18 protein-coding genes and 1 tRNA gene are annotated in these 16,969 nt (G+C 68.6%); 3 read left to right on the top strand and 16 right to left on the bottom strand.

The genetic code is table 11. From position 1 onward, the window contains the following. The first annotated feature begins 93 nt into the window (after window positions 1-93). Window positions 94-1,242: a DNA cytosine methyltransferase gene (locus ABC419_RS03655; RefSeq protein WP_412876330.1), complete on the top strand. Its 1,149-nt coding sequence runs from the start codon at window positions 94-96 to the stop codon at window positions 1,240-1,242. Window positions 1,243-1,246: 4 nt separating this feature from the next. On the opposite strand, the gene ABC419_RS03650 is transcribed toward ABC419_RS03655, so the two are convergent. The 5 genes from ABC419_RS03650 to ABC419_RS03630 all read right to left on the bottom strand — a co-directional run bounded on the left by ABC419_RS03650 (window position 1,247) and on the right by ABC419_RS03630 (window position 5,315). After that, window positions 1,247-1,555 (bottom strand): hypothetical protein, encoded by a 309-nt coding sequence (locus ABC419_RS03650; protein WP_125900425.1) that lies wholly within the window; start codon window positions 1,553-1,555, stop codon window positions 1,247-1,249. 8 nt (window positions 1,556-1,563) lie between these two features. Then, window positions 1,564-1,923: a YdbL family probable chaperone protein gene (locus tag ABC419_RS03645; RefSeq protein ID WP_125900424.1), complete on the bottom strand. Its 360-nt coding sequence runs from the start codon at window positions 1,921-1,923 to the stop codon at window positions 1,564-1,566. Window positions 1,924-1,943: 20 nt separating this feature from the next. After that, window positions 1,944-2,132, bottom strand: a complete 189-nt coding sequence (locus ABC419_RS03640) for a YnbE family lipoprotein (protein WP_040346241.1) — start codon at window positions 2,130-2,132, stop codon at window positions 1,944-1,946. 88 nt (window positions 2,133-2,220) lie between these two features. Further along, window positions 2,221-2,391, bottom strand: coding sequence for a hypothetical protein (locus ABC419_RS03635; protein WP_412876331.1), 171 nt, complete (start codon window positions 2,389-2,391; stop codon window positions 2,221-2,223). A 101-nt stretch (window positions 2,392-2,492) separates the two neighbouring features. Further along, the gene (locus ABC419_RS03630; RefSeq protein ID WP_412877973.1) at window positions 2,493-5,315 is read right to left on the bottom strand and encodes an intermembrane phospholipid transport protein YdbH family protein; all 2,823 of its coding nucleotides are present in this window, start codon (window positions 5,313-5,315) and stop codon (window positions 2,493-2,495) included. A 426-nt stretch (window positions 5,316-5,741) separates the two neighbouring features. Here ABC419_RS03630 and ABC419_RS03625 point away from each other — a divergent pair, with 426 nt between their 5' ends. Continuing rightward, on the top strand, window positions 5,742-7,097 hold the full coding sequence (locus ABC419_RS03625) for a M23 family metallopeptidase (protein ID WP_200166403.1): 1,356 nt from the start codon (window positions 5,742-5,744) through the stop codon (window positions 7,095-7,097). A 37-nt stretch (window positions 7,098-7,134) separates the two neighbouring features. Here ABC419_RS03625 and ABC419_RS03620 read toward each other — a convergent pair whose 3' ends face one another. From ABC419_RS03620 to ABC419_RS03575, 10 genes are all read right to left on the bottom strand, one after another. Next, window positions 7,135-8,775, bottom strand: a complete 1,641-nt coding sequence (locus ABC419_RS03620; RefSeq protein ID WP_412876332.1) for a TadG family pilus assembly protein — start codon at window positions 8,773-8,775, stop codon at window positions 7,135-7,137. 16 nt (window positions 8,776-8,791) lie between these two features. Beyond that, window positions 8,792-9,187: a TadE/TadG family type IV pilus assembly protein gene (locus ABC419_RS03615; RefSeq protein ID WP_412878765.1), complete on the bottom strand. Its 396-nt coding sequence runs from the start codon at window positions 9,185-9,187 to the stop codon at window positions 8,792-8,794. 524 nt (window positions 9,188-9,711) lie between these two features. Beyond that, window positions 9,712-9,786: transfer RNA gene (locus ABC419_RS03610), tRNA-Gly, on the bottom strand. 95 nt (window positions 9,787-9,881) lie between these two features. Then, the gene (locus ABC419_RS03605) at window positions 9,882-10,835 is read right to left on the bottom strand and encodes a TraB/GumN family protein (RefSeq protein WP_234287599.1); all 954 of its coding nucleotides are present in this window, start codon (window positions 10,833-10,835) and stop codon (window positions 9,882-9,884) included. A 37-nt stretch (window positions 10,836-10,872) separates the two neighbouring features. Then, a complete protein-coding gene (locus ABC419_RS03600; RefSeq protein WP_003164157.1) occupies window positions 10,873-11,070 on the bottom strand; it encodes a helix-turn-helix transcriptional regulator in 198 nt (65 codons plus the stop codon). Continuing rightward, window positions 11,067-11,510, bottom strand: coding sequence for a hypothetical protein (locus tag ABC419_RS03595; protein ID WP_412876334.1), 444 nt, complete (start codon window positions 11,508-11,510; stop codon window positions 11,067-11,069). The genes ABC419_RS03600 and ABC419_RS03595 overlap by 4 nt, the downstream gene beginning before the upstream one ends. A gap of 10 nt (window positions 11,511-11,520) precedes the next feature. After that, complete coding sequence (locus ABC419_RS03590) at window positions 11,521-11,949, bottom strand: hypothetical protein (protein ID WP_234287598.1); 429 nt, start codon at window positions 11,947-11,949, stop codon at window positions 11,521-11,523. A gap of 93 nt (window positions 11,950-12,042) precedes the next feature. Next, a complete protein-coding gene (locus ABC419_RS03585; RefSeq protein ID WP_200166398.1) occupies window positions 12,043-13,257 on the bottom strand; it encodes a DNA recombination protein RmuC in 1,215 nt (404 codons plus the stop codon). Between the two features lie 64 nt (window positions 13,258-13,321). Next, window positions 13,322-13,924, bottom strand: a complete 603-nt coding sequence (recR, locus tag ABC419_RS03580; protein WP_200166396.1) for a recombination mediator RecR — start codon at window positions 13,922-13,924, stop codon at window positions 13,322-13,324. Further along, window positions 13,924-14,253, bottom strand: a complete 330-nt coding sequence (locus tag ABC419_RS03575) for a YbaB/EbfC family nucleoid-associated protein (RefSeq protein ID WP_003166260.1) — start codon at window positions 14,251-14,253, stop codon at window positions 13,924-13,926. The genes recR and ABC419_RS03575 overlap by 1 nt, the downstream gene beginning before the upstream one ends. Window positions 14,254-14,427: 174 nt before the next feature. Here ABC419_RS03575 and ABC419_RS03570 point away from each other — a divergent pair, with 174 nt between their 5' ends. Further along, window positions 14,428-15,042, top strand: a complete 615-nt coding sequence (locus ABC419_RS03570) for a malonic semialdehyde reductase (RefSeq protein ID WP_411914339.1) — start codon at window positions 14,428-14,430, stop codon at window positions 15,040-15,042. Between the two features lie 41 nt (window positions 15,043-15,083). Here the strand turns inward: ABC419_RS03570 and ABC419_RS03565 are convergent, their stop codons facing one another. After that, complete coding sequence (locus ABC419_RS03565; protein WP_412876335.1) at window positions 15,084-16,940, bottom strand: DNA polymerase III subunit gamma/tau; 1,857 nt, start codon at window positions 16,938-16,940, stop codon at window positions 15,084-15,086. Window positions 16,941-16,969 lie beyond the last annotated feature (29 nt).

Genomic DNA, 16,969 nt, shown 5'->3' with positions numbered 1-16,969 from the left:
GGTCCTTTCTGAAAATTCGGGGCCAAAGTCCCGGTTTGCCTTCTCCCCGTCAAGACAGGCGCCAAAGCGGCTCACCTGGGTTAATGTCCCCTCATGCCGATTCGTCATGACCCCGCAGCAAACGCAGGCGCCCCCTTCACGGCCTGCGAGTTCTTCGCGGGCGGCGGACTAGCGGGATTGGGACTGACAGGCTTCCGCACCATCCTGGCCAATGACATCGACGCGGCCAAGGCCCGCGCCTTTCGCGCCAACCATCCCGAGACCTCGCTTATCCACGCCGACGTCTGGGCGGTGACGCCGGATCAGGTTCCAGGCGCGCCTGACCTGTGCTGGGCGTCGTCGCCGTGTCAGGACGTCAGCCTGGCGGGCGCGCGCGGCGGGCTGAAGGCGCAACGCTCGGGCGCCTTCTGGGGCTTCTGGAAGCTGATGCAGCGGCTGGACGCCGAAGGCCGCGCCCCGCCCGTCATCGTGCTGGAAAACGTCGTCGGCCTGCTGACCTCGGGCGATGGCCAGGATTTCGCCGCTGTCTGCGGGGCCATGGCCGAGGCCGGCTATACGGTCGGCGCCCTGGAGATCGACGCAGAGCTGTGGCTGCCGCAGTCGCGCCCGCGCCTGTTCATCGTCGCCATGCGGGGCGTCGAGGGGCCGCGCCTGCCCGCCCCGGTCCAGCCCTTCCATTCCTCACGCCTGATCGCCGCTTGGGAGCGCCTACCCGAAGCGGCGAAGGCCAACTGGGCCTGGTGGCGGCTGGCCGTTCCGCCGTGCCGCAACCTCGATCTGGCGGCCGTGCTGGAGACTGACGCCCCCTGTTTCGACGCGGCCCAGACGCAGACCCTGTTGGCCATGCTGTCGCCGCTGCACCGGGCGCGGCTGGAAACGATCCGGGCCTCGGGTGAGCGGCGCGTGGGCGCGGCCTTCCGCCGGGTGCGGACCAAGGACGGGAAAAAGCTGCAACGGCTGGAGATGCGCTTCGACGGTCTGGCCGGATGCCTGCGCACGCCGTCGGGCGGTTCGTCGCGCCAGTATGTCGTCATCGTCGAGAGCGGCCGCGTCGCTATGCGCCGTCTGACCGGGCGCGAGGCCGCGCGGCTGATGGGGGTGGCCAACGCCTATCGCCTGCCCGCCAGCGAAAGCGCGGCGCTGAAGCTGATGGGCGACGCCGTGGCTGTGCCGGTGGTGGACGCCCTGGCGCGCGGCCTGTTCCTGCCCGCCCTCTCCGGCCAGGCGGAAGCCGCCGCCTGAAGCCTTAATAGTAGAGGTCGTCGTCCTTGCGGTCCTCGGCGCTCTCGATGCCGGGGTCGAAGCTATTGTCGACCTGATCGTCCCAGCCGTCGCGATCAGAGCGGAAGGCCAGGGCCATCAGTCCCCAGGCCAGGCCGACCGTGCCCAGAACGCCCAGCCCCATGGCGATCCAGCCGTGCAGGCTCATCTCGCCCCCGCCGATCAGACGCCAATAGGCCGCCAGCCCAAGCGTGCTGACGGCCGATATGGCGACGGCGAGAACCAGCGACCGCAGAAGCCGGACAAGTCGCCCGCTCCTGAAGGTCGCCTTCATGGCTCAGCTCAGCGCTGGACCCACTGGCCCTGGGCGTTCTTGTACCACTGGCCCGAGCTGATGCGCGGCAGCAGCTGGGTCTCGAACATCCGGGCGCCGGCCACTTCGGCCGAGGTGCCGGCGTCAGCGGCGCTGCGGGCGTAGGCCTGGCGGCGGCCGGCGTTGGTCGCGCTGATGGCGGCCTGGGTGTCGGCGTTCACCGAGGTGCGCACGCCGACGTAGCCGTCAGCCTGCTCGCCCGCCGCGCCGGCGGCCTTGGCCTGATCGACCAGGGCCTTCTGCGAGGCGGTCTGAGCCACGGCGGCGCCGGCGGCGACGCCCAGAGCAGCGACAGCGGCCACGGCCACGAAGAGTTTGCGGTAAGTCATGTCAAAGCCCCCTTTCACATTCAGAACAGGTTGGGGTTTTCGCGGAGCAGGTTCTGCAGTTCCTGGTCCAGCTTGATGCGGATGTCGGCGTCGAGCTTGGCATAGATCTGCAGCGGCTCGCTGAACTTGATGTTCACCGTAGGCGCGCATGCGGCCAGGCTGACGGCGCCGAGGCCGAGCATGGCGACGATCTGACGCTTGCTGATCATGAGGCCGGTCTCCGAAGGCGGCGTTGGAAGTCACCGCCATTAAACGCAGCGGCGTGTGAATGGGTTCTGAACAAAGCGCAGCCGTGACTCAAGGCGTTTCATCCGTCGTCAGCACGGGCGTCTCCCCGCGACGCGCATATTCCAGCAGATCCGAGATGATCTGGTTGGCGTTCCAGGTCGTGTCCAGCGTCAGGTCGATCGGCGTATCCGACGGCAGATTCAGCTTCTTGGTCATGAAGTCGCGGCGGATCAGTTCCATGAAGGTCAGGCGAAGCTGCTCGCGCTCGGGCGGATCGTGGCGGCCGTTGATGCGGAACCGGACGCCCAGGCGCCCCTGATCCAGGCTGTTGACCTCGGCGGTCAGGCGCTGATCGCCAGATCCTGCATGGCCTGATAGGCCAGATCCTGCATGGCGTTGGGCGGCACGCCCGCCTCGCCCCCGCCGCCGGCGGCCAGGTCGTCGAACACCTGGGGCTGGATCGACAGACGGCCGGGCCGCACCCCGTTCAGCACCCCGCCGACGATGCGCCAGCCGTCCTTGGGATCATAGGTGAAGGGCAGCCGTCCCGACACCACGGCGTCGAACTCGGCCTTGTCCTGAAGATTGGCGCTCTTCAGCAGTTCGTTCAGCTGCACGCCCTCGACCACGACCACCCCGCCCCAGCCCTCGCCCGGCGTCAGCGGCAGGGACAGGGGCTCGACGCTGATGCGCCCGCCCGCCGCCTGGATCTGGCCGCCGCCGATGGTCAGGGCCTTTTCGTCCAGACCGAAGGACAGCTGAAGATCGGTCAGCGGCGTCACCGTCTGCACCCGATCGGCGGTCAGTTTCTGGTCCGGGGCGGTGATCAGCGGCGTCAGACTGGTGAATTCCACCCGCCCCTTCAGCCCCTGAACCTTGCCCGCCGGGCTGGTGAAGTCCAGCTCCGGCACGGTCAGGACGCCCGAACTGGTCGCCCCCTCGGCCGTCCAGTCGAACCGCCCCTCGAACCCAGCCGAGCCTTCGACCGGCGACTTCACATAGTCGGCCACGAGCGGGCTGAGATCATCCGGCTGAAGCCCATGCTCGGTGAAGGCCAGGCTGGGCGCCGAGATCACCGCCCCGCCCGCTTCAGCCTGAACGTCGTGGCGCACCTCGACGCGACCGATGGCGTGGTCCAGTCGGCTGAGATCAAATCCGGCGCTCCAGACGTCGCCCGCCAGCCGCGCCTCGCCCTTGGCCTGAAGCGGCAGGAAGCGGACCGGATCGGCCGTATCCGCGACCTGGGCCTTGCTGACGCCCGCCCGCATCGACAGCCCCTTGGCCGCGCCGTCGACGACCAGATCGCCCTCGGCGTCTGTGAAACCGACCTCGAAGACGGGCGCCGTCGCCGCCACATCGGCCAGCCGCGCCTGAGCGCGCCAAACGCCGTTCCGGGCGGCGAACAGGGGCGCCGACGTCGGACACACGCGGCCGGACACGGCCTCGACCGAGTTCTCGCCCAGGTCGAGCTTGTCCAGCGTCACCGGAATGCAATCGCTCGCCGTATAGGTCAGGCTCCCGCCCGCCGAGGCCAGTTCGCCCTGGGTGCTGAAGGCGATCCCGCGCGCCGGGCCGAAGTCCAGGGCCGCCTGCCCCTTCAGCTTCGCCGCGAAGCCGCCCGGCGTCAGCCGCCATTCAACGCCGTCAAAGCGCGCCTCGGGCAGGCCGCCGCCGCGCGTGGACGCCACGCTGAAGGCCCCGCGCGTCGCTCCGTCCGCCGTCAGGGACAGGATCGGCCCCGTCGCCGCCGACAGTCTCAGCTCGCCGCCGTTGGCCGGGCGGGCGGTGATCGGCCGCAGCAGGGTCAGCTCGACCCCGGCGTTGTCGCTGACCAGCCGCACCTGGGGCGCATCCAGGGCGAAGGCGCCCAGCGCCCGTTTCAACTCGGCCAGTTCCGGAAGATCGTCGGCCAGCGGCGCCCCCAGCACCGGCGCCGTAACCCGATCGGCCCCCAGCGCGCCGGTCGCGCTGATCCGCGTGATGGAGTCCCGCACCAGATCGAAGTCCAGGCGGCCGCGCGCGCCGCTGAGGGCCACATCGCCGGTCGCCAGCCGCTGCGCGTTCAGGGTCGCCGGACCCCGCACCTCGAAGGCGCCGCCCTTGCCGCCCGCCTCGATCGCGCTTGAGGCGACGACCGCCTGGGTCAGGCGGGCCTCGCCGAACCGGCCCGACGCCGCCGTCAGCCGCATGGGCGAGGCCGCGCGCCACTTCATCTCCTGACCTTCCGTTCCTCCCGACGTCGACAGGGTCACGCGGCTGAGGTCCAGCGCCGCCTGGCGAACCTCCATCCCCTCGCCCTGAAGCCGGTCCGCCGTCGCCGCCGTCTTGGCCTCGCCCTTGAGGCTATAGGCGTTGAGCCAGCCTTCGACCGCCCCGGCGAATTCCATCGTCGCCGCCGCCTGACGCGCCGTCGTCCCGGCGCCGGCCAGTTCATCCGCAGTCAGCCGCGCTGTCAGGCCGACTCGGCCGTCGCCGCGCCGCGCCTTCATGTCGGGATAAGGCAGGTCGCCGCTGAGGCTGAGCGCCGCTCCTTGCCCGCCAAAGCCTGCGGCGGCGAAGCGCTCGGCCTGGGCGTCCAGCTTCACCGCCGTACGGTCGCCCACGGTCGTCACCTCGATGACGCCGGCCAGGCCGCGCGCCTCGGTCTCGCCGCTCTTGAGCGAGGCGGCGGGCATCCGTCCCGACAGCCGCATCAGCTTGCCGTCGTCGATCCGCGCGTCCGCCAGCAGGCGCAGCGGGCCGTATTCGGTGTCGAGCCGCGCCTGGCCGCCTTCGACGATGACCAGGGGCGCGCGGGAATCCGGCTTGGGCGGCTTGCCGGTGAACTCCTCGACCAAGGGATCGAGGCTGCCCAGCGACAGCTCGCCGTTCTTCCACGCCGCGCGCACGATCGGGCGGACCAGACGGACGCGGCTGGGCGTCACCCCCAGCCCGGCCTTCGACCACGGCAGACCCACGGCGTAGTCGACCTCGACCCGCTCGACCTTGAAGTCGGGGTTCTTGGGGTCGCCGATGGAGACCTTGCCGACGAAGCCGTTGAGCTCCAGCCGTTCGACCTCGACGTCGGCGTCGATGCCCTTGCGGTCCAGCCAGCCGACCAGCAGTTCGCGCGCCGCCGCCCGCCGGTTCAGATACAACGTCGCCGCCAGGATCAGCAGAACCATCAGCGCCACGCCCGCCCCTTTCAGAAGGGCGATCGAAGCTGTGCGTTTGCGTGTCTGCGCGCGCGGCGGGGAAGGATCGGCGTCTTCGGTCAAGGTCGCGGAACGATCTTCGTTTAGTGGTTGAGGGCGACAACGCCACAAAATGCGCCACGATGACAGTCGTTGCAGCACGACAACTATACCGTGTCCATGTCGCCACTACAGGACCACCAGACCTTAAAAATGGCGAAGATTCACATCCGCACCAAAACGAACGCTGAAATACTGCGCCGATCCCCCGCCAAGTTAACTGAATGTAACGTACCCGCTTCCCAATATGGGTCAGGCGGGCTATACGGCTCGCTTCACTGTCGGTCAGGAATGTCCGGCGTGAATCTAATTTCGACTGGTCTGGCGCTTTAAGCGTCGTCGATATGCCGGGGACCCATGGCTCAGTTCGATCCTCGCCGCCAGCCCGTTCGGCTTGCGCCGCACCTGCTGACGACTTGCGCCGCCGTGGGCATCGCCCTGCTGGCCGGTCGTGGATATGAACAGGTGAAGGCCGAGGAAGTTCCGGTCCTGACCGCGGAACAGATCGAATCGCTTGAAGCGCAGGCCTACGCCGCCGCCGCCGCGCCGGCCGGCATGACCGCTCCGGAAGCCATTCCCGTCCAGATTCGTCGCGGCGAAACCTTCGAACAGGCCGTGCGACGCACCGGCGTCGGCGCCGATGAAGCCCGCGCTGTCGCCGACACCGTCGCCAGCGCCTTCGATCTCAAGGATTTGCGCGCGGGTCTCCGCTTCGAGACCGCCGTGTCCAAGCCGCGCGGCGGCCTGGGCGACGCCCGCCTGATCGGCCTGACCATGCGCACCGGCCCGGCCAGCCAGCTGACCGTGTCGCGCAGCTTCGACGGCGCCCTGCGCCTGCGCTCGCTGGACGAGAAGGTCACAGAGGAAACCGTCGTCGCCAACGACAAGGTGCAGCGCTCCCTGTCGGCCAGCGCTCGCGAACTGGGCGCCACCTCGGCCGTGGTGCGCCGCGCCAGCCAGCTGTTCGCCCACAAGTTCGACATGCAGCGCGACGTGCGCGCCTCGGACGAGTTCACCCTGGTCTTCGACCGCATGGTCACGGAATCGGGCCGGACGGTGGAAACCGGCGAACTGCTCTACGCCGAGCTGAAGGGCCACGCCTTCTACCGCTTCCAGCCCGCCGGCTCGAAGACGGCCCAGTATTTCGACGCCACGGGCAAAAACACGCGCACCGCCATGATGCGCACCCCGCTGCAGAACTTCCGCCGCGTCAGCTCCAACTTCGGCGTCCGCACCCACCCCATCTCGGGCTACCGCAAGATGCACCAGGGGATGGACTTCGCCGCCGCCACCGGCACGCCGGTCGTGGCGCCGTCCGACGGCGTGGTGGTCGAGGCCCGTCGCTGGGGCGGTTACGGCAACTGGCTGCGCATCCGCCACGCCAATGGGCTGGAAAGCGGCTACGGCCACCTGTCGCGCTTCGCCTCGGGCATGCGCGCCGGTCAGCGCGTGACCCAGGGCCAGGTGGTGGCCTACGTCGGTTCGACCGGCGCTTCCACCGGCCCGCACCTGCACTATGAAATCTGGCGCAACGGCCAGCGGATCAATCCGGCCGGCATCAAGACCCAGGAAGGCACCGTCCTGGCGGGCGCCGATCTGGCCGCCTTCCGCGCCGAAAAGGCCCGCATCGACCGCGTCATCGCCGCCGGCGGCCAACGTCGTCCGGCCGCGGTGCAGCAAGCCGCCACCGGCCTGCGCCCGACCGAAGGCTGACGTCGAGCGGGGCCGAAGTCGCCGCCCCGCCCCCGCTTCAACCGACCAGTTGCGGCGTCCCGCCCTGGTTGGGGCAGCGCACGCCGTGCACCCATACGTCGGCTTCGCCCACCCCCACGCCCAACAGTTGCAGCAGCGGCTGAACCACCGCATCCAGCGCCGGCCCCAGCGGCGTCAGCACCACGCCCAGCGGCTGGGTGACGATGTGCAGCGGCAACCCCAGGGCCGTCAGTTCCAAATCGCGAAGCAGACTGACCATCAAGCCGTTGATGAAACCGCTCGACTGCGCCGTCTTGGGCTCGCTCGAACCGATATCCGAGCCGGTGAAGCCGAGCTCGCTCCAAGTCATGTCCGCAACCTGGATGTCGGCCTTACCCTCAACCTTGATCAGCAGGACGGAGACCAGAGCGGCCGGCGATACCGTCAACTCGGACTTGAAATCGTGTAGGCGCCTTTCGTTGACCTGCCCTAGCCGCACCCGCGCCACGCCCGGTTTCGCCTCCACCAGAACACGCGGCGAGGGCCCGCAATGGATGGACTTCAACCGCGCCTCCGACCCGGCGACTTCGACCAGGATCGGCGCTTTCACCTGGGCCAGCGCACCTACCAGAGGAACACGGTCTAGCGCCGTCGCCTTCAGGTAAAGCCGCGTCTGCACCGTGCGAATGATCGGTTCGCCCTTGCCGGTGATCGTCAGCCAGGACGAACGGTTCGGGCGCTCGCCGATCGCCAGCATGACGTCCAGATCCGCCAGCCCGGCCCGAGCGCCGACGTCCAGGGCCAACTGACGCTCCTGGTTCGCCGTCTGCAGCGTCGCCATCAGCAGATCCAAGGCCGACACCTGCGCGTTCAAGCGCTCGCGCAGGCCGTGACGCGCCTCGGCTTCCACCCCGATCAGATCACCCAGCTTCAGGCGTGCATCGGCGGGCGCGCCGACCAGCTTGCCCAACCCGCCTTTCGCGTCAGAGCCCGCGACTCTTTCAAGCACCCGCAGGACACGGCGCGTCTCCATCTCATGCTTCAACAGGGCGTCATAGTCGCCGGCGGTCACGCCCAGGTCCACGGCCAGAGCGTCCGAAAACTGCAGCAGGCTGACCTGGGCGTCGGCCAGATTGCGATAGTCCATCGCGGTCAGGGACACGCTTGCACCCAACAGCGCCGACAGCAGAGCGTTGGCCAGGCCCCCGTCCAGCGACGCCAGGCGCGATCCGATCGAGAACATGGCCGTAGGCGCCCCGCCCGGCCGCGCCGCCGTCGCCTGCTTGGTGACGCTGACTGTCTCCCGGCCCAGGATCCACCGACCGAAAAACAACGGCGCAGGCGCTGTCGCCACGACCCGCGCCGCATTGACGTCAGTCCCGCCGGCAACGAATCGTTCTGACGGCTGCAAGGCCGGATCAGGCGTATATACTCCCGTTTCCACCTGAACGCCTGACAGATCAGCGATGTTGGCGCGCGCCGTCGTCTCGGCGGCCATCTCGGCGTCGTTCAGAGCGCCGGCGGCGGCGAGGGCCGACAGATCGGCCGCGCCCTGAAGCTCGCGCCCCTTGAGAACGACCACCCCGACATCGACCGCCAGGGCCGCGCTGACGCAGATCAGGCCGCCGAACACCGCGGACATGATCGTCACCCCGCCGCGCCGATCCCGACGCAGGCGCGCGGGCAGGCTTCGTTCCATCAGTCGTCTCAGCATATCACGCCTCGCTGATCTGAATGACGGCGGTGCGGCGGATGACCCTGGGCGGCGGCACGGTCAGCGGCGCCAGCGCCATCAACGGATGCCGTCCGGCGTCATAGGCCACTACGACGCGGAAGAAGCGACCATCCGCATCGATCTCGACCGTTGCGTCGCCGCTCCTCAGCCCCAGATCACGCAGATGATCGGCGACCACGTCGCGGGCCAGCCCTTCCCGTTCGGCCGCATCCAGTCCGGCGACGGCGGCCCTCGCGCCCTCGGACACTGCCGCCTGTACGGAGTGCGCCATCCACAGCCAGCCGCCATAGACGATCATGCCTACGACCAGCAGCAGGAAAAACGGGCCGACGATGGCGAACTCTATGGCGGCCGCGCCGCGCCGTTCGCGCCGCACGCCCCGCCCTCCAGAACCACACGCCTTCTGCATCGTTGGGCTCCTGATTGAGCCGACAGGATGCTTCAATTCAACTTAAGAGAGAATGTAGGCGCTCAATACCACAGGTCAGGATTGAAATTGACGTCACAAAGTCGCGTCACGCAGCGGAGCGTACGCGCGCCACTCCCACCGACCCAAGACGATGATCAGCGACATCAGCAGGAGTACGCAGTTCACGGACGCCAGGAGGATGTCGCCGTTGGGCGCCGGCTTCAGCGCGTCCTGGACCTCTGCAATCAAGCGTGCGCCAAGGGGCTTCACTTTCATGACTTGAGAGGGACGGCGGCAACGAGATTCTATCGCGCAGAGCTAACGCCTCGCGAAATCGCGGATGTCATGGGCTGGTGCGAGGTCCGCGTGGAGCGACTTATCGACCGGTACGTGAAGCGCGACGAACCCATCCAGCACATCGACCAAGCCGAACGGAGGAAGAAAGCGCAAAACCGGCGACAAAACTCGCCTGTAAAAGACCAGCTAAGTGTTGGAGCGGGTAGCGAGAATCGAACTCGCGACATTCAGCTTGGGAAGCTGACGTTCTACCTCTGAACTATACCCGCGTCGCCGAAGCGAGCGGCGAAGATATAGGGCGCGGGCCAAAAGAAAAGGCCCGGCGAACCGGGCCTTTGGATTTTTTGACAGAGACCGCGATGGGTCAGTCGCGCACTTCCTCGACCGTGACGCCGCGCTTGGCCAGCATGGCCTGGACGCTGTCGGCCCCCGCCAGGTGGCCGGCGCCGACCGAGATGAAGGCTGTGCCCGAACCTTCCAGCATAGCCACGATCTGATTGGTCCAGTCCGTGTTGCGGCGCGTCAGCATGACCTCGTACATCTCGGGCGATTCCGCCTTCATCTCCTGGCCGATCAGGGCGTCCAGGCCATCCACGTCGCCGGTCGACCAGGCGCCGACCATGCGGCCCAGGAACTCCGGCGCCTGATCGAACTCCTTCAGACCCGAACGCAGCATGGCCAGTTGCGCCTCTTCCGACATGTCGGCGATGAAGCCGATCTGCTGGGGCATGGTCTCGAAGCCCTTGATCGGCTTGCCGGTCGCGGCGGCGCGGGCGTGCAGCACCTGATCCCCGCCGTTCTGCGGCAGGTAGCCGGCCTTGGTGATGCTGGCCATGGCCAGTTGCAGGGCCGCGAACCACGGACGCAGCGGGTCCAACTGGGCCGCCGTCGCGCCGATAGAGCGGGCGGCGGCGTCGAGGTCAGCCTGTTCCTCGGCGGTCAGCAGGCTGGACAGGGGACGGTCGGGCGAGACGCCCTTGGACTGGATGATCGGCACGGCGCCGGCCGCGTCGTTCAGGTCGGCGATCTCGAACCAGTATTCGTCGGCGCCGGCGAAGGCGCGGTCCAGCTTGGCGCTGCCCCACGGCGTCTCGGGCTTCAGCACATGGACGGTGCCGAACAGATAGAGGGTGGAGTCCGCATCCTTGACCACCCACAGGCGCGGACCGGACCCGGCCGGGGCGGCGGTCACGGCGGCCGGATCGGCGGCGGCGGGCGCGGCCTGGGCGAAGGCGGGCGTCGTCGGCGCCAGCAGGACGGCGGTCAGGGCGGCGGCGGAGACGGAGGCGGCGGCGCGGCTCCAGAGTCGGCGGATCATGGTCAGGCTCCTAAGGGTCGCAAAAGAGAAACAGCCGTCAGCCTTCTTCGTCGATGAAGATGGATTCGATCGGCATCTGGAACAGCCGGGCGATCTTGAACGCCAGCGGCAGGGAGGGGTCGTAGCGGCCGGTCTCGAGCGCGTTCACCGTCTGACGCGACACGCCCAGTTCGTCGGCCAGGTGCGCCTGGCTCCAGTCGCGCTCGGCGCGCAGCACCTTGAGACGGTTCTTCATGCGCGTCTCTCCTGGCCGGGACGCGACAGGTTGAAACGCGCCCCCTGGGCCATCGCCTCGCCGAACAGGAAACCGCCCGCAGGCAGAGTCGCCAACATGACAGGGCTGACTCCATCGCCCATCAGGCTCGAGATGACGAACAGGGTCGAGCCGTAGGCCAGGGCCCACCAGCCGCCCTGAGCCTGCGCCATCAGAGCCAAACGTTCTTCCAACTCATCGATCGCCGCCTGTCGGCGAAGCACGGCGATCCAGACGAAGACAGGCAGAACCACGGCGGCGGCGGCCAGCGCCTTCAAAGGCAGCGCGTCGCCGCCCTTGGACAGGTAGGCGCCGCCCCAGGCGGCGCCGGCGAGCCAGACGACGCCCGCCGCCATCTTCAGCAGGAACAACACACCGGTTCGGGCCAAGGGCCTGTCGCCCAGGAAAGCGCTGTCGCTCACGGCATTCTCCTCAACGACGGCCCAGCCACCACCAGACCCAGGCCAGGCCGTAGCCGATGAGCTGGAAGCCCAAGATCATGATCATGCCGGCGGCGACCAGATCAGCGGGCGTCTCGCCCAGGCTGGCGGGAAGAACGATGTCGCCCGGGCGCGTGGTCAGCATCAGCATGAGGACGAGACCCACCAACATCCCCGTGCTGCCGCCCCAGTACCAGGCCCATTTGTGCGCCTCGCGCGCAGCCTCGTCGAGACGGCTCCACCACCAGTAGGACACGCCCAGGACGGCGGCCATCGTGACGGCGGTGAAGGCGACAGTCGTCCAGAACGCCACTGTACCGGGTTGGTCGGCCAGGAAGCCGCTGCCGAGTCCGCCAAAAAAGCCGATCAGCACCACCAGGCCGAACATGGCCGCGACGCCTTTCAGGCCGAGAGGTTTCATCGATTTCATAGGCTCGCCGCGCGTAAACTGATTTGACAAGCAAGTTTTACAGCCCGGCCGCAGGGCGTCAAGCATGTTTGTCACACGCAGTCGTCACTCCGGGGCGTTCAGCAACTCCGGGCGGCTGAGGGCGCGAGGCGATTGTTCGACGGCGTTCAGTTCGGGCAGCTCCTTGCCCTCGTGATCGACCTTCAGATCCTCGAAACGGCGGGCCGAGACCATGACCTGGCTTTCCAGCGAGCCGACGAACTGATTGTAGCGAGACACCGCCGCGTCCAGCGCCTTGCCGACCGAAGCGGCGTGGCCGCCCATGACCGACAGCCGCTTGTAGAGCTCCTTGCCCAGCTTGGCGACGTCTTCGGCGTTTCGGGCCTGCTCCTCGGCGCGCCAGCCGTAGGCGACGGCCTTGCACAGGGCGAACAAGGTGGTGGGCGTGACGATGACCACGCGCGAGGCCATGGCCGTGGTCATCAGGTCCGGCTCGTGATCCAGCGCGGCGGCCAGGAAGGCGTCGCCGGGCACGAACATGGCGACGAAGTCGGGGCTGGGCTTGAACTGGTCCTGATAGGCCTTGGACGACAGCTGGCGCACGTGGGTCTTCATGCTGGCGGCGGTGCGCAGGGACATGGCGCGGGCCTGGGCCTCCTCGTCGCCGTCCGCCTCGTCAGGGAAGGCCAGGGACACCTTGGCGTCGATGACGAACATGCCGCCGCCGGGCAGTTTGACGATGAAGTCGGGGCGCTGCTGGCGGCCCTCCTCGGTCGCCGAAGAGTTCTGCTCCTCGAAGTCGAAGCGGCCGGCCATGCCCGCCGCCTCCAGCACGTTGCGGCAGGTCTGCTCGCCCCAGCGGCCGCGACGTCCGGTGTTCCCCTTCAGCGCCTCGGTCAGGCGGCGCGCCTCGTCGCGGGTGGCGGTGGAGGCGGCCATCAGCAGATTGAGCTGCTCCTTCAGCCCGCCTGTCTCATCGGCGCGCGCCTTTTCCAGCGCCGTGACGTGCTGCTGAAACTTGGCCAGGGTTTCGGACACCGGCTTGAGCTGGGCCTCCATCCGCTCGCGTGCGACGCGATCCTGGGCCTGAAAGGTTTCGGTGGCGCGGGCGACCAGCTTGGTCGCCACCGCCTCGGCCGACTGCGACGCCTGGGCCTTGAGGAACTCGGCCATGGAATCGCGGCTCTCCTCCATCAGCTCCAGCCGGGCGTCGGCGGCGTCCAGCGCGCCCTTCGTCTTCTGCCAGCCCATGAAGGCCCACAGGAAACCGCCGCCCGCCATGAGCGCGACGATCAGCAAGATGAGCTCAAGCGTGTTCATGCTCCGTTCCTAGCGGGAGTCGGGAGCGGATAATAGCCTCCCTCTCTCCCGGGAGAGGGAGGCGTCAGGCGGGACGTCTAGCCCGCAGCGCCTGAATGATGGTGCCGTCGTCCAGCCAGTCCAACTCGCCGCCGACGGGAACCCCGCGCGCCAGCGACGTGACCTGCACCCCCGCCGCCGACAGGCGCTCGGCCAGGTAGTGGGCCGTGGTCTGGCCGTCGACGGTGGCGGGCAGGGCCAGGACCACTTCCTTCGCCTCTCCGCCTTTCGCCCGGCCGATCAGTTCGGCGATGCGCAGCTGCTCCGGGCCGACGCCGTCCAGCGCCGACAGCAGGCCGCCCAGCACGTGATACTTGCCGCGAAAGGCGCCCGACCGCTCCATGGCCCACAGGGCGCCCGCCTCTTCGACCACGCAGATCAGGGTGTTGTCGCGCGCCTGATCCGAACAGACCGAGCAGGGATCGCGCGTATCGGGCGAGCCGCAGACCGAACAATTGACGACCTTGTCCGCCGTCTCGGCCAGCGAGGCGGCCAGCGGGACCAGCAGTTGCTCGCGCCGCTTCAACAGGGCGAGCGCCGCGCGCCGGGCCGAGCGCGGACCCATGCCCGGCAGCTTGGCCAGCAGGCTGATGAGCCGTTCGATTTCCGGCCCGGCGGAGGCGGCCATCAGAAGAGTTTCGGCATTCCGGGGATGTTCATCCCGGCCATCGGCCCGGCGGCGTCGCGCATCAAGGCGTTGTTGATCTCGTCCAGCTTGCGCTTGGCGTCGGCGTGGGCGGCGACGATCAGGTCGGCCAGGATCTCGCCCTCGCCGGGGGCCATCAGGCTGTCGTCGATCTTCACCGAGGTGATCTCGCCAGGGCCTTTCAGTGCGATGGTGACAAGGCCGCCGCCCGAGGTGCCCTCGGCGGTGGATTCGGCCATTTTCGCCTGGGCGTCCTGCAGCTTCTGCTGCATCGCCTGGGCCTGTTGCATCAGGGCGTTGAGGTCTTTCATAGCCCCTAGATAGGGCGAAGCGCCGCGCGGCTCCAGACCCCGGCGAAGAAAGCGCGCCGCGCCCGGCGACGTCGCATCCGTCACAACTTATGTGGCCGATCCCCTTGACGGCGCAGCGACGCACGCCTAATTAGACACACTTGAAGTTACTAATCAGTTTCTGGAGAAGCTCTGATGGCCTTTGACGCCTTCCCGACCCGTGACATGCCGGTCTCCGACCCGGTCCTGGCCCAGCTGTTCACCGAGGCGCGCACGCGCAACGGCTGGAGCGATCGCCCCGTGCCCGAGGCCCTGATCCGCAAGCTCTACGACCTGACCAAGTTCGGTCCGACGGCGGTCAACATGACCCCGGCTCGCTTCGTCTTCGTCACCTCGCCCGAGGCCAAGGCCCGGCTGTCGACGCACATGGCCGAAGGCAACCGCGCCAAGACCCTGGCCGCGCCGGTCAATCTGATCATCGCCCAGGACGTCGACTTCCACGAGACCCTGCCCAAGCTGTTCCCGCACGCGCCGGGCGCCCGCGACTGGTTCCCGGAAGAAGCGGGCCGCCGCGAGGCCGCCTTCCGCAACGCCTCGCTGCAGGGCGGCTATCTGACCATCGCCGCGCGCGCCCTGGGTCTGGACGTGGGTCCGATGTCGGGCTTCGACGCGGCGGGGGTGAAGGCCGAGTTCTTCCCCGACAGCAATGTCGAGCCGAACTTCATCATGAACCTGGGCTACGGCACGGACGAGAACCTGTTCCCCCGCTCGCCTCGCCTCGACTTCGAAGAAGCCGCCCAGATTCTGTAAGCGGCATCTCCCTCCTCCCCACTTGGCGGGGAGGTGAGACCTCAGTCGTCTTCGCCCGCCTCGCCGTCGTCGGGGATGGCGGGCATCTCGACGGCCGGGGCCAGGGTGACGATCTCCTTGATCTCGGCGCCGGGGAAGGCCTGCATGATCGACACCACGAAGGGGTCGGCCTCGACCGCCGCGCGGCGGGCGGCGCGGGCCTTCTTCTCGACCTCGATCAGGGTCTCGCCGCCGCCCTGTCCGTTGGCGGCGATCAGCCAGGTGCGGCCGGTCCACTCCTTCAGACGACCCGCCAGACGCCGCGCCAGATCATGGGGCGAGCCCTCGGCCGGTTCATAGGTGATGGCGCCGGGGCGGAAGCTGACGACGCGGACGTAGCGCTCCACGTCCATCTGCAGGGTGATCTCGCGCTTCTCGCCGATCAGGGCGACCACGGCCTCGAAGCTCTGCGGATCGGGCAGGGCGGGCGCCTGCATCGGCCGCGCCGCCAGCATGGCCGAGGCGCCGCCGCCCCCTGAACCGCCGCCGCGAGGACCGGCCCCGCCGCCGGGCACGCCGCCCGATTGGATCACCTTCAGCGCCTCTTCCGGTCCCGGCAGGTCGGCGGCGTAGGCCAGCCGCACGATGGCCATCTCAACCGCATCGGCCGGATTGGGCGCGCGCCGCACCTCGTCCAGCGCCTTCAGCAGCATCTGCCAGGTCCGCGACAGCGTCCCCGCCGAGATGGCCGCGCCCAGCGCCGCCAGCTTCTGCGCCTGATCGCCGGGCAGGCGGGTGGCGTTCGGCCCCAGCATCTTGGCGACCGAGGCCGCGTGGCAGTGCTCCAGCAGGTCGTTGGCCACCTGCACTGGATCGGCGCCGTAGCCGTACAGGGTGCGGAAGGTCGTCAGCGCCTCGGCCGTCTTGCCCGCCATCGTCTGCTCGAACAGGGCGATGGTCTGGGTGCGGTCGGCCAGCCCCAGCATGTCGCGCACCGTGGCCGTCTCGACCACCGCGCCGCGTTCGGCCTGAACCAGCGCCTGATCCAGCAGGCTGAGCCCGTCGCGCACCGACCCTTCGGCCGCGCGCGAGATCAGCGCCAGGGCCTCCTGCTCGATCTTCATGCCTTCGCGCTCGGCGACGCGGCCCAGATGGCCGACCAGAACCTCCGGCTCGACGCGGCGCAGATCGAAGCGCTGGCAGCGGCTCAGGATCGTCACGGGAACCTTGCGGATCTCGGTGGTGGCGAAGATGAATTTGGCGTGGGGCGGCGGCTCTTCCAGCGTCTTCAGCAGGGCATTGAACGCCTGCGTCGACAGCATGTGGACCTCGTCCAGCACATAGACCTTGTAGCGGGCCTCGACCGGGGCGTAGCGGACGCTTTCGAGGATGTCGCGGATGTCGTTGACGCCGGTGTGCGACGCCGCGTCCATCTCCATCACATCCATGTGCTGGCCCGCCATGATGGCGGCGTCGTGCCGCCCGGTGGCGCTCAGGGCCAGGGACGGCTTGTCGATGGTCTCGGTTTCATTGTTCAGCGCGCGGGCCAGCAGGCGCGCGGTCGTCGTCTTGCCGACGCCCCGCACCCCGGTCAGCATGAAGGCGTGGGCGATCCGACCGGTGGCGAAGGCGTTGGTCAGGGTGCGGACCATCGCCTCCTGCCCGATTAGATCCTCGAACGCGCGCGGCCGGTATTTGCGGGCCAGAACGGTGTAGGCCTCGCCCTCGGCGGGCGGCGCCTCGAACGCCTTGGGAGCGGGGGCGGGCGCGGGCTCCGCCTTCGGTTCAGGCGCGGGTTCGGCGGCCGCGACGGGTGCGGGCGCGCCGAACATGTCGTCGGTGTTGGGGTCGCGCTCCTCGACTTCGGGCGCGTCTTCCTCCCACGGAGGACCATCGAGACTGTGATCGGCGTCGCTCATGGCCCACTCTTAGCGCGAAGGAGCGCGCT

It is taken from the genome of Brevundimonas phoenicis (genome assembly GCF_047237745.1).
In the GTDB taxonomy this organism is placed as follows: domain Bacteria; phylum Pseudomonadota; class Alphaproteobacteria; order Caulobacterales; family Caulobacteraceae; genus Brevundimonas.
Note: the sequence above shows the minus strand (reverse complement) of the source record. Positions and strands in the feature narration are given on the sequence as shown.